This window comes from Marinomonas sp. ef1 (genome assembly GCF_002806845.1).
GTDB classification, from domain to species: domain Bacteria; phylum Pseudomonadota; class Gammaproteobacteria; order Pseudomonadales; family Marinomonadaceae; genus Marinomonas; species Marinomonas polaris.
Genome location: NZ_NHTT01000001.1, coordinates 152,721 through 165,819, shown reverse-complemented (window position 1 = coordinate 165,819; position 13,099 = coordinate 152,721). Strand labels below are relative to the sequence as shown.

11 protein-coding genes are annotated in these 13,099 nt (G+C 42.5%); 7 read left to right on the top strand and 4 right to left on the bottom strand.

Annotated elements, in window-relative coordinates; all coding sequences use genetic code 11:
- Positions 1-187: 187 nt before the first annotated feature.
- The gene (gene hemG / locus CCS02_RS00755) at positions 188-715 is read left to right on the top strand and encodes a menaquinone-dependent protoporphyrinogen IX dehydrogenase (RefSeq protein ID WP_100635297.1); all 528 of its coding nucleotides are present in this window, start codon (positions 188-190) and stop codon (positions 713-715) included.
- A gap of 95 nt (positions 716-810) precedes the next feature.
- Entirely contained in the window at positions 811-2,679 is a 1,869-nt protein-coding gene (locus CCS02_RS00750; RefSeq protein ID WP_072837818.1) for a cation:proton antiporter domain-containing protein, read from the top strand.
- Positions 2,680-2,720: 41 nt separating this feature from the next.
- On the opposite strand, the gene CCS02_RS00745 is transcribed toward CCS02_RS00750, so the two are convergent.
- On the bottom strand, positions 2,721-3,089 hold the full coding sequence (locus CCS02_RS00745; RefSeq protein WP_100635296.1) for a Fis family transcriptional regulator: 369 nt from the start codon (positions 3,087-3,089) through the stop codon (positions 2,721-2,723).
- A gap of 162 nt (positions 3,090-3,251) precedes the next feature.
- Here CCS02_RS00745 and CCS02_RS00740 point away from each other — a divergent pair, with 162 nt between their 5' ends.
- The 3 genes from CCS02_RS00740 to CCS02_RS00730 all read left to right on the top strand — a co-directional run bounded on the left by CCS02_RS00740 (position 3,252) and on the right by CCS02_RS00730 (position 7,070).
- Entirely contained in the window at positions 3,252-4,472 is a 1,221-nt protein-coding gene (locus CCS02_RS00740; protein ID WP_100635295.1) for an MFS transporter, read from the top strand.
- A 165-nt stretch (positions 4,473-4,637) separates the two neighbouring features.
- Complete coding sequence (gene argC, locus CCS02_RS00735) at positions 4,638-5,576, top strand: N-acetyl-gamma-glutamyl-phosphate reductase (RefSeq protein WP_100187445.1); 939 nt, start codon at positions 4,638-4,640, stop codon at positions 5,574-5,576.
- A 57-nt stretch (positions 5,577-5,633) separates the two neighbouring features.
- Complete coding sequence (locus tag CCS02_RS00730) at positions 5,634-7,070, top strand: SLC13 family permease (RefSeq protein ID WP_100635294.1); 1,437 nt, start codon at positions 5,634-5,636, stop codon at positions 7,068-7,070.
- A 103-nt stretch (positions 7,071-7,173) separates the two neighbouring features.
- Here the strand turns inward: CCS02_RS00730 and CCS02_RS00725 are convergent, their stop codons facing one another.
- Complete coding sequence (locus CCS02_RS00725; protein WP_100635293.1) at positions 7,174-8,001, bottom strand: 5'-nucleotidase, lipoprotein e(P4) family; 828 nt, start codon at positions 7,999-8,001, stop codon at positions 7,174-7,176.
- 222 nt (positions 8,002-8,223) lie between these two features.
- On the opposite strand from CCS02_RS00725, the gene CCS02_RS00720 reads away from it, so the two are divergent.
- Entirely contained in the window at positions 8,224-9,837 is a 1,614-nt protein-coding gene (locus CCS02_RS00720) for an NAD(P)/FAD-dependent oxidoreductase (protein ID WP_100635292.1), read from the top strand.
- 80 nt (positions 9,838-9,917) lie between these two features.
- Here the strand turns inward: CCS02_RS00720 and CCS02_RS00715 are convergent, their stop codons facing one another.
- Positions 9,918-10,319 (bottom strand): carboxymuconolactone decarboxylase family protein, encoded by a 402-nt coding sequence (locus tag CCS02_RS00715; RefSeq protein WP_100187442.1) that lies wholly within the window; start codon positions 10,317-10,319, stop codon positions 9,918-9,920.
- A 136-nt stretch (positions 10,320-10,455) separates the two neighbouring features.
- On the opposite strand from CCS02_RS00715, the gene CCS02_RS00710 reads away from it, so the two are divergent.
- Complete coding sequence (locus CCS02_RS00710) at positions 10,456-11,319, top strand: LysR family transcriptional regulator (RefSeq protein ID WP_100635291.1); 864 nt, start codon at positions 10,456-10,458, stop codon at positions 11,317-11,319.
- 220 nt (positions 11,320-11,539) lie between these two features.
- Here CCS02_RS00710 and CCS02_RS00705 read toward each other — a convergent pair whose 3' ends face one another.
- Positions 11,540-12,928: an MATE family efflux transporter gene (locus tag CCS02_RS00705; protein WP_100635290.1), complete on the bottom strand. Its 1,389-nt coding sequence runs from the start codon at positions 12,926-12,928 to the stop codon at positions 11,540-11,542.
- Positions 12,929-13,099: the final 171 nt, after the last annotated feature.

The window sequence follows — 13,099 nt, the reverse complement described above, 5'->3', positions numbered from 1 at the left end:
ACAGAAAGCGGACTATACTCAATAGTCCGCTTTTTTTATGTGATATTTTTATACGCTTTTTATGCAACAGTAGATAAAATTCGGGAAGAAAAGCAAGTGTCCTTTACAGCAAGCCTTTGAGTGTTTATAACAAGTCCCTCTATTCGTTTTCACTCCACTCCAACAGAGGCAGCTTTTCTGAATCACCATGTCTAATACTTTACTGATTTATTCAACAACAGACGGTCACACAAAAAAGATAAGCCTTAAAATGCAAGCCATTATCGAGAGCCAAGGCCATACCGTCACCCTTCTACCAGTAGAAGAAGCAAGCGCTGAAACCTTAGCCAATCACGACAAGGTAGTCATTGGTGCCAGCATACGTTATGGCAAACATCAGAAAGTTGTGATTGATTTTATTGAGCAGAATAAAACTCAGCTTAAAAGCAAACCAAGTGCATTTTACACTGTTAACCTTGTTGCTCGTAAACCTGAAAAGTGCCAACCTGATACCAACCCGTACATTATTAAACTTTTGGCTCAACTAGATTGGAAGCCAAGTTTAGAAGGTGTTTTTGCTGGTAAGTTAAACTATCCAAAATACGGTTTTATCGATCGCAACATGATCCGCTTTATAATGTGGATGACAAAAGGGCCAACAGATCCCAAAACCAATATAGAATTTACCGATTGGAATAGTGTTGATCAGTTTGCTCAAGCTGTTTGCGATATGTAATAAAACGATAACAAACAATTCACAGCAAAAACTGCGATTTAAAGTATTAAAACATTTAGTTCTTCTATTCAGTTATTAGAAAAGGAAAAAATGAAATGACTGACGCACTACTATTAACCTTTGTTTTTTTGGTTGCGGGGGTCATTTCTGTTCCTATTGCGTCACGCCTAGGACTGGGGTCTGTCTTAGGATATCTGTTAGCTGGCATCATTATTAGTCCATTACTAACCCTATTAGAAGTAGACATTGTTTCTATTCAACACTTTGCTGAACTTGGTGTTGTCATGATGTTATTTCTTGTCGGACTAGAGCTAAACCCTAAAAAACTCTGGGCATTAAAGTCTAAATTATTAGGCTTAGGTGGTGGGCAAGTTGTGTTAACAGCCCTTCTTATTATGGGATTAGGAATGCTGTTAAACCAAGAATGGCGTACCAGTTTAGCTATTGGTTTAGTACTTGCTCTATCTTCAACCGCCATCGTCATTCAAACATTGACTGAAAAAGGTTTAATGAAATCAGATGGCGGCCAATCATCTTTCGCCGTATTGCTCGCTCAGGATATTGTCGTTATCCCAATGTTGGCCTTTATTCCTCTGCTTGCCACACCAGAACTCATCGAATCTTTAAGTCATGCGGCAGAGATATCTCAGGGTGGAAGCCATTCAGTATCTTTAGTCGATGGTTTAGAAGCATGGCAAACTGCATTAGTCACCATCGGCGCTATTGGTATAGTGATTTTAAGCGGTAGCTTTTTAGTTACGCCTATTTTTCGTTTTATCGCAGTCACACAATTAAGAGAACTTTTTATTGCCGCCGCGTTGATGTTCGTTATCGGCACGACTCTACTCATGTCTTTGGTTGGACTTTCTCCTGCACTCGGAACATTTCTAGCTGGCGTGGTGTTGGCTAACTCACCTTATCGACATGAGTTAGAAAGTGATATAGCTCCTTTTAAAGGCTTGCTGCTGGGATTATTCTTCATGACCGTCGGTGCTGGCATAAACTTCGCCCTACTTTCTAGTCATTTTTTCTCTATTCTTGGCTTAACTGTTGGTCTAATTCTGCTGAAAGCTACCACGCTGTTAATATTAGGACGGATATTTAACATTCGTGGTTCAAATAAATGGCTATTTGCACTAGGCCTTGCCCAAGCCGGAGAGTTTGGTTTTGTTTTGCTGTCTTTTACTGTCAGTAATGCAGTGATATCACAAGAAGTTGCCGACATTCTACTGCTTGTCGTGGCGTTGTCTATGTTGCTCACGCCAATGCTATTCATCATCTATGATCGTGTTATCGCGCCTCGTTATGCCACCGACCAAACGGCCGGCACACACGATGAACTACCCGATGACAATAAAATCATTATTGCTGGTTCCGGACGAATGGGAAGTACGATAGACAACCTTTTGCGTTTGGCTGGTTATCATTCAACAGTGATTGATTTCAGCGTAAAGCGATTAAGAGCACTTCAGCATTTTGGCGTTAAAAACTACTTCGGTGACGCCACCCGTCCAGACTTATTAGAAGCCGCAGGCATAGATGAAGCATCATTGTTGATTATTACCATTGATGATCCAGAGCAAATTACCAAGCTCGTCAAATATGTCAAAGAGCACTACCCTGATCTACACGTTATCGCGAGAGCTTTCGACAACAATCACGTTTACGATTTATGGGCTTCGGGATGTCGCGACATTATTCGAGAAAACTACGACAGTAGCTTGCGTATGGGACGGTCTGCTTTTGAAGCACTTGGCATTTCTCATAAAAAAGCCGAACAGATGATTGACGTGTTTAATCAGCACGACAAAGTATCTATGGTGGAAGTAGCCGATGCACATCAGATAGGTGTACCCTTCCATGAAAACACCGTATTTATTGCTCGTCTAAAAAAATACCTTGAAGAGAAAAACCCACAACTTCAAAAAGCTATGAAAGACATTCAAGCTCAAGCAGATGACTAAAAATATTCGTATTTAGCACTAAAAAGTTAGTGCTAAATACATTAATGGAGCGCCACTTTACTTTGTAGTTTGGCGAGCCGTTCATTCCATTTTCCCGCATGGGAGCGCTCGCAAGCTTCTTCTGTATCAAAGCTAACTTGCTGACGAAGCTGATTTAGCTTGATGTTTACGGTGCTTAACTCATTATTAATAAGCGTATAAAAGTAATCATCTTGCTTCGCCTCAATGGCTTTAGACAAGGCCTCATCGGTTTCGAAAACACAAACGATCTTTAGCGAATTAGGAAACGCATTATAATTAACTAAATGCGTTAGCCAGACAAAACCTTTCACAGAATCCAGCGCTCCTTCACAAACATTCGTTAACGCTTCGCGAAGTGCATTATCGATTTTTTTATCGGATTTCTTCATAAAAATACATTACTGATTTAAGAAGCCGAAAGTGTAACCTGTCGCACTACCTCTACCAAGTTGATCAAGCAGATTCCCTATCATGCATTTCTTCTAAAAAATAACCTGCTATAATTTCAAAACACTGTTTCAATAAAAAGCGACTCATCATTGGAGATAACCTTGCATAAAACATTTCGCTCATTGAGCAACCCGCAATATCGACTTTGGGCAATGGGAGCTTTTGTCTCAAATATTGGCACATGGCTGCAACGTACTGCGCAAGATTGGATTGTGATTGCAGAACTGTCTAACGGAAACGCCACTGCAGTAGGTATTGTTGTCGCTCTGCAATTTGCTCCGCAATTTATTTTCTTACCTATCATTGGTTGGGCTGCTGATTACTTCGATCGCCGCAAACTACTTATCGTCACACAAAGCTTGCGCGGTTTTCTTGCGCTGGTTCAAGCCATCATGATTCTAAATGGTCACCTTGAACTGTGGCACATGTATATTTTCGCCTTTTTACTCGGCTGCTTTACCGCATTCGACACTCCAGCGAGACATGCATTCGTAGCCGATTTAGTTGCTGATAAAGATCTAGCTAACGCCGTTTCTTTGAATTCTATTTCATTTAATAGCGCTCGGATGATTGGCCCTGCTATCGCAGGTTTTTTAATTCTATTAATGGGTGCTGGCTGGGTGTTTGCGCTAAATGCCTTGTCCTTTATCCCAATTATAGCCATCACTTATATGATAAAGGCCAAACCAGTAAATTTACTTCCAAGCGTCGAAAGTGATTCTAGCAAATCTAGTAAAGCCACCTTATTTGATGGATTTCATTATATTCGCCAACGTCCAGACATGATCATTGCCATCACCATGTTCTTTTTCTTCGCTATGTTTGGGCTAAACTTCACTGTCTATCTGACGTCAATGACCGTTCATGTGTTTACTGGTAACTCTCAGCAATTTGGCATTCTGATGTCTATTATGGCAGTAGGTTCTATTGTCGGCGCCATGATTACCGCTAACCGAGAAAAACCTAATCTTCATTTTATATCCTTTTCAGCTATCGGCTTTGGGGGAATTGCCTTGATAGCCTCGATCATTCCTAATTTTTGGTTATTTGCGGTCTCACTCAGTTTAATAGGCATGACTACTCAACTTTTTACCACATCCGTACACAGCCTAATTCAACTCAGTGCACAAAAATACATACGCGGTCGAGTCATTGCTATTTTGTTAGCAACCTCTGTGGGAGGTTCGGCAATTGGTGGGCCTTTGGTCGGTTGGACTGCCGACTTACTCGGTGCTCGTTGGGCTATCGCCTGTGGAGGCATTATTGCTTTGCTAACCGCTGCACTTGGCTTACGCTATTTACATCAAAGAGGTGATAAATAAGTTTTTTTAAGATTAAGCAAAGCTCTCAACTATTAAGCTGCACCATGATGCATTACACTATTTGCTCACGATAACATTCGACCCAAACATTCGATAAAAAGCAGGAAACTCACATCGACCTCCTGCTTTTGCTTTGATTTAAGACATCCAGTAAGGAATCACGCTGTGAAAAAAGTATTTATTGATGGCGAAACAGGCACAACAGGTCTTCAAGTAAAAGACCGTCTAGTTAACCACCCACACATTGAAATCATCAGTATCGACCAAGATAAAAAACGCGACGTAGAAGAAAAGCGTCGTCTGATGAAAGAAGCCGATGTAACAGTACTTTGCCTACCAGATGATGCCGCAAAAGACAGCGTTATTTTGGCAAAAGAAGAAGGCTGTCGTATTTTGGACGCGAGTTCTGTCCATCGTGTCGCCGAAGGCTGGGTATATGGCTTGCCTGAACTTGATGTCACTCAACGCGACAAAATCAAAGATGCGCAGTTTGTCTCTAACCCCGGTTGTTACCCAACTGGCGTGATCTTGCTATTGAAACCATTGATTGAAGCTGGATTATTGTCCGCGTCTTATGATTACTCAATCAATGCCGTATCTGGTTACAGTGGTGGCGGCAACGCGCTAATTGACCGTTATGAAAGCACCAACAATGCGCCGATATTCGGTGCTTACGGTTTGTCTTTCAACCACAAACATCTAGCTGAAATGAAAAAATGGTCAGGTTTGGATAACGCACCCATTTTCGTTCCTAGTGTTGGTAACTTCCGCCAGGGCATGTTGACCTTCTTGCCAATTCAGCTAAAAAGCGATGTCACCATGGAGCAGTTACAAGCTAAATTGGCCGAAGTGTATGCCAACGACACGTTTGTAACGGTAAATGGCTTTAATGTGGTTGCCGATAACTCAGCACCATTCTTGACGCCACATGGTCTTGAAGATACCAACCAAATCGAACTCTCGGTTCTAAGTGAACCAGGCAACAAGTCTGGCATTCTTGTCGCAAAACTGGATAACCTCGGTAAAGGCGCGTCTGGCGCTGCCGTACAAAACCTAAACATCATGTTAGGTTTTGACGAAGCAACCGCAGTTAACCTTCGCTAGTCATCTTATCCCGCCTTCTTTTTCAAAGAAGGCGGGATTTATGCCTTAGAGCCTCAAATGAATAATAAAAATAAGTCTCCACATGTCACCAAAACAACACCGACACCTTCACTGAATATCCCAAGCAAACCTAGCTGGCCGCTTTATCTAATTTTAGCGATGACATTTGCCATAGGTGCTGTTTCCTATCAATTTCTAACGCTTCCGCAATCGCTAACTGCTGGATTGCTGTTCATTTGTATCGCCTTCTGGGCGACGTCTCTGGTGCCAGCTTATTGGCCTGCATTGGGCTTATTTGCTTTTGCGACGGCAACACAGCTTGCTCCGACACAAGTCATATTCGCAGGATTCCAATCGTCGACATTTTGGTTACTGTTCAGCGGTATGGTGTTCGGTGCAGCGATCAATCATACGGGGATCAATTCTCGCGCTACACGCTTGCTGATGCTAATTCTTGGCAATAGCTACCAAGGCACTATTATCAAAATTGCGTTGTTTGCGATGGGATTGGCCTTTTTGATTCCTTCTGGCGTGAGTCGTATCGTACTCATCATACCGATCATTGCCTCCCTTGCAGATCATTTTGGTTATGATCAAGACTCTAATGGTCGAAAAGGCATGTTATTGGCCGCGGCATTTGGAACGTTTTTACCTGCCTTTTCTATCTTGCCTGCGAACGCGCCTAACATGCTGCTTTCGGGTATGACCGAAGCTCTTTATAACGCACCCTTTTCTTATGGTGAGTATCTACTTTTGCACTTCCCTATCTTGGGGCTTGGGAAATTAATCATGACTATGGGCGTTATTCTGTGGCTTTTTCCAGATAAAGCACCAAACCAAGCGATACAAGCGACAATCGAAAAGTCAGCCATGACAAAAATAGAAACACGGTTGTTAATTGTGCTTTGTGTTTGTTTTGCTTTCTGGTTCACAGACTCGCTGCATCATATTTCAGCGGGCTGGGTTGGGCTTATTGCTGCGTTAGTTTGCCTATGGCCAAGTCTTGGATTAATGGCAAAAAATAGCATCGACAAAGACATTCAATATGGCACACTGCTATTTGCGGCAGGCATTATAGGATTAAGCGCGATCATTGCTTACTCAGGCCTTGGTAATATCTTGGTTAATTATTTAACCGAAGTCATTCCTTTCTCACAAGATTCAGCTTTACTGAATTTGAGCTTGCTGACATTTATTTCCACTTGCGTGGCTGTGGTGACTAATTTGGCTGGTGTTCCCGCTATTATGACCCCAATGGCAGAGCATTTAGCCAACATCACCGGCCTTTCTAACCATGCAGTGCTAATGACGCAAGTATTGGCTTTTTCAAACGTATTGCTGCCTTATCAGGCGCCGCCACTGATTACCGCGATTGCGCTTGGCAATTTATCCATCAGCGCCGTCACTAAGGTTTGCTTAGCGACCTTTGTTTTAACAAGCTTCATACTGCTGCCACTGAACTTCATCTGGTGGCATATTCTCGGTATGTTTTAGGTAATTTCTTAGCAAAGATAGACAACAGCCGCCTATCCATTCAGATAAGCGGCTTGTTAATGGCGAAGCTATTTAATAAAAAACCTATTTCAAAATATGAAACCTACTTCGTTGGCTGCCAAACGTTAAGCTTAGACTTACGCATTTGGTCTTTTTCTGCTGCAGAAGCGCCCCAATTACCATCATAAACTTTACCTTCCCAATCACCGTAAGCCGGATTAGGTAACATGATAAATGTTGTACCAAACAGCGCTTTATTTTTTTCTACAGCAGCATCACTTTCCGCTAAACCCTTGGTTCTAAAATCAGTCGAAAAATCATTTAGATTGTCTCCCATCAACAACGCGATATCGTAGTTTTCTGCCACTTCTTGTCGACGAGGTTCTTTGTTACTGGTGGACGTATTCAACATTAAGTGCGCATCATCTACATTGGGAAAGCCTAGGTCTTTTAGGTTTTTACGCGTGCCTTCCAAACCTGATGCTTTACGGTTAGTTATATAAAATACTTCCCCGCCTTTACTCGCTACGTAATTCAAAAACTCAGTCGCGCCCGGCATGGCTTTCGCCTGAGCAGCATCCATCCATTCGCCCCATGTTTTGCTTGAATAGCCAAAATCCTTGCCGATCAACCAAGCCTGATAGCCACTATTGTCGATAACTGTTTCGTCAGCATCGACAATCACCGCGATTTTCTTGCTGCCTTTATGTTGGCTAGCGTATTGATCAAATTGCATTTTTGCCAAATTAAACGCTTGATAAGACAAAGCCTTATATTCAGCAGAGGCTTGCATCCACAAGGTCGACATAACCAACTGTTCGTTTAAGTCTTTGGCCGAATAATCAGATTCTTGGGCAAGAGCGGAGAACGAAAAACTGCCCGTTAGCAGTGCAGTTGATAGAACCAGTGTACGAAAAGTGATTGAAAACATTAAAAACCTCTTATTTATAGACACATATGCAACTCAATAAACGCTTCTTGCAAAAAATACACCTTCTTTGTCTATTCGTCTTCCTCTTTTATTCAAACAATAAAGAACGTCAATCTTGTTAGAAAAACCATCTCGCTGCCATTTGAGAACAGCTTTTTCAACGAAAATATCGTATTATCCCCGCTATTAGCCATTGACCCAGCATTCTAACTATTGATTCCTATGATACGACTTTCCAATATCCAACTTCCTCTTGATCACGACGCTAGCGCAATAGAAAGCGCGATTTTATCCATGCTTGAAATTCCAGCAGAGAAACTCGTTAGCTTTAACGTTTTTCGTCGCGGATACGATGCGCGTAAGAAAACTAATATCATGTTGATTTACACCTTGGATGTTGAAACGACGTGTAACGATGTTTTGCTTAGCCAATTTGCGGATCACCAGCAAATAAAAGTCACACCAGACTTAGATTATCATCCAGTTGCTCAGGCACCGGTAACTTTGACAGAACGCCCTATCGTTATTGGTTTTGGTCCATGTGGCTTATTAGCAGCCTTGGTCTTAGCGCAAATGGGTTACAAGCCAATCGTGTTGGAGCGTGGTAAAGAAGTACGTGAACGTACCAAAGACACATTCGGTTTCTGGCGTAAGAAGATTCTTAACACAGAATCTAACGTGCAATTTGGTGAAGGCGGCGCGGGAACCTTCTCCGATGGCAAACTCTACAGCCAAGTGAAAGATCCAAAACAATACAGCCGTAAAGTACTTAACGAATTTGTTGCTGCAGGCGCACCGGACGAAATTCTTTACGTCAGCAAACCTCACATTGGTACCTTTAAGTTGGTTGCCATGGTGGAGAAAATGCGCGCACAGATTATTGAATTAGGTGGTGAGATTCGTTTTAGCTGCCGCGTCGATGATTTACATATCGAAAATGGCCAAGTCACTGGCGTTACCCTTGCTGATGGCGAACAATTACACTCCAAGCACATTGCTATCGCCATTGGTCACAGTGCTCGCGACACCTTCGAAATGCTGCACAACAAAGGCGTATACATCGAAGCCAAACCCTTCTCGGTGGGCTTTCGTATAGAGCACGAGCAATCCTCTATTGATAAAGCACGCTTTGGCCCAAATGCGGGTAACGAGATTCTGGGTGCGGCGGATTACAAACTGGTTCACCACTGTAAAAATGGTCGTTCCGTTTACAGCTTCTGCATGTGCCCTGGCGGCACCGTCGTTGCAGCTACATCAGAAGAAAATCGCGTAGTTACCAATGGTATGAGTCAATACTCTCGTAATGAGCGCAACGCCAACAGCGCCATTGTTGTGGGTATTGATCCATCCGATTACCCGGGTGGCCCGCTTGCAGGAATCGAATTCCAACGCAAGCTAGAAAGCCTTGCTTATGAATTGGGTGGCAGCAACTACGATGCGCCAGCACAAACCGTCGGTGCCTTTTTGCGTAACGAAACACCAGAAAAACTCGGTACAGTTGAGCCTTCTTTCAAACCGGGTATTAAACTTACTAACCTAGCCGATGCCTTACCCGATTTTTGTATTGAAGCGATTCGCGAAGCTATTCCAGCGTTTAATAAGAAAATCCGTGGTTTTGCTTTCGATGATGCTTTATTGACTGGCGTAGAAACACGTACCTCAGCACCAATCAATATCAAACGTGATAACGACAGTCTAGAAAGCATCAACACCAAAGGCTTATATCCTGCAGGAGAAGGCGCGGGGTATGCTGGCGGTATCATGTCAGCGGCAATAGATGGTATAAAAATCGCCGAAGCCATGGCATTGAGTATTAACGCTAAAGCAGTCAAATAACCATTAGACATCGCTTATAGAAACTAACTAGAAAGGGCTCTCTAATGAATAGACAGCCCTTTCTTCTTTTTGCTAACAAGCTATTTATCAGACCCTTCTGTCACATCAATACCTCGCTCAGCAAATACTTCTTTGGCGGCAAAAAGGCCATTTAACGCGGCTGGAAAGCCAGCATAAAGTGCCATTTGCATCAACACTTCGATGATTTCTTTGGGGGAACAGCCAACATTAAGCGCAGCATGAAGATGGACTTTAAGTTGTGGTGCAGCATTGCCTAATGCAGTTAACGCCGCCACGGTAGCGATTTCTCGTGATTTTAAATCCAAGCCAGAGCGGCTATAGATATCACCAAAACCAAACTCGATCATCAAGGTAGCGAAATCTGGCGCGATAGGTTGTAGTGCATCGACGACTTTCTGGCCTTGTTCACCGTCTATTTCAGCGAGTTTTTTCAAACCTAATTGATAACGATCTTCACTCATTTTTCTCTCCTAAACACTTCATAAAAGGACACCAGTTGCATTGCTTGTTACTATGTCATTTTTTATAATCGAAATATTTAGAAAAAATAGAGAAGTCATTTTTCAATATTGAAAAACAACTTTAGCGGAATATCTTATGAAAGAGATAATTTGGGATGATACAAAAGCTTTCTTGGCGCTTGCCCGTTTCGGCACGCTTACCGTAGCAGCAAAATCCCTAGACATGGGAATTGCTACACTATCACGAAAAATAGAGCGTCTTGAGCACAGTCTTCAAACACCGCTCTTTTTGCGTTTTCAAACAGGTTACCAACTGACGGATGAAGGCAAGAATCTATTAAATAAAGCAGAGGCAATGGAAGCCGCCGCTTTTGCGTTTACCAAGAGTGCGAAAAAGGAATCTCAACTGATCGGAAGGGTCAAAGTCGCTACGGCTGAAAACCTCGCCACTCACCTCATTTTGCCAGCACTAGGCCGTTTTCAGCAAACTTACCCTAACTTACACATCGATATTGTCACTGACATTCATAAAGCCAATTTACATCGTCGAGATGCTGACCTTGCCTTACGTATGGTGCGTCCAACTAATGGCAATGTCAGCTTCCAACATGTTGGTACGCTAGGCTACGGACTCTACTGCAGCACTCATTACCAAAAGGAACGCGATGACGCTAATGACAATTTTATTCAATGGGGAGAGCATTACGAGCATTTGCCCGCAGCACAATGGATAGCCAATCAATTAGCAGGAAAAGAGCCCATTATCACCACCACATCGGTAGCAACACAAGTAAGTGCTTGCCTTGCGGGAATCGGCGTGGCGGTGTTGCCACACCTAGTAGCACGGCACACTGAACTTGTTTGCCTTATCGACACACCAGAGGTCAATCAAGAAATTTACCTCGTTATCCAGAGTGATTTAACCCAATCGAAACGCACTCGCGCTGTGGCGGATTTTCTTTCAGAGCTGGTAAAGACACATCAAGATCGCCTTAATTAGGGTACGGCCACACCTTACACATTCTCACCATAAACTTAAACTGGTCACTCGTAGTCACACAGCGGATGTGTTCTAGCTCGTCTAACAAAAATCTCTGTTGAAAAAACCAATCATCATTTTTCGATAGATAATCTAGGGCTTTCTTTAGCACTCAAACTCAATGGAGCTAGCGGTGTTGGGAACCTTTAAGAACAATAAACGCAATCAGTATTTTAAAAGCTCATTGTGCTTCTTTAAAAAACAATCCAAGACTTGTGTTTTGAGTTCGATTACGCTGACTTAATACAAAAACAGTCAGCAACAAAGCAAGAAACTCAGTGCTCGCGGCTGCATACCAAATTCCCCACTCAGAAAAGAAGTACGGTAGAATAAAAATCAACGGCAGAGAGAACGCATAGGTTTTCATGATGCCTAAAATGCCCGCTCTTTTTGCATCACCAATGGCTTGGAAAAACATGCTAATCATCATTTGCGGGCCAACCAGAAAAAGCGCCAAAGTAGAAAACGGTAAAATTCGCACTACCTCACTAATCACAGCTTGATCACTAACAAACAACATCCCTAAATCACGTTTAAAAACAAACGCTATCGTCTGTAATAGCAGGCAATAAACAAAGGCAATAGTCAGAGCAATTTTAATACTGACATTTACTCGGCTCAACTCATTCGCTCCAAAGTTGTTACCAACAATCGCTTGAAACGCCATGCTAAGCCCAAGCAAAGGCAAGAAAATAAACGTCATTAAACGCGTGATAATGCCATAAGCTCCCACTGTCGTTGCATAATTAGCAGCATCCCACGTTTGCAAATTGTATAAAATAGCGCCAGACGTTAATGCCAAGCCGATATAATTTAAACTCGAAGGTGCTCCTAAAGACAAAAACGTCAGCCAATGCTGTCGAGATTTTGAAAACGACACAACCTGAAGGTTAAGCTCGTTTTTCTGATATTTCCGATAGCAAAAAACAATAACTAAAGAGACAGCTTGTGCCAAAACAGTGCCATAAGCAGAACCCTCTACCCCCCAATTCAAACCGACAATCAACAAATAGTTAAATACGCCATTCAGTAGCACTGACAAAAGAGAGACCGACGCCATGAAAGAAACACGCCCTTCGCAGCGTAAACTGTCACCATTAATAGCTAGAACAAAGACCAAGGGAGAGAAAAAGACCAAAATAGATATATAACGATAACTCATATCGGCAATCAGATTTGAGCCATTACTCACTGCATCTGTTAACGCGTGTCCACCTAGTAAAAACAAACCGATCAGCACAGCACAGACCACTAAAGACAAACTAATCGCTTGCGAGAACACTTCCACGGCACTAGATCCATTTCCCGCGCCTAATTGCCGCGCCATCAAACTGGCAAAACCATTCGATACTAACGTTGACAAAGCAACAATCAGAATAAAAGCAGGAAACATAGAAGTAACGGCAGTTAGGGCATCGGCGCCAACAAACACACCAAGGAAGTACGCGTCCACCAGCGCAAACGAACCATTCACCATCATGATCAAAATAATCGGTGCCGCTGTTTTTAGAAACACAAAGGGTAAAGGCGCATTAAGAAAATTATTATTTTTATGTAATTCTGTCGTCATTCGAAATACGTCCGGTTAGATCATCACCATAGGTAAAGGTATTTAGAGCATAAGCTCTTATCATTGGGTCCCAGGATATTATTCTAAGCAAAGATCAAACGGGAGCTTTTATCATAAGAAGTATTAAAAACAGCAATATCAGCCATGTTTCATCATTAGATGCTTAGACCT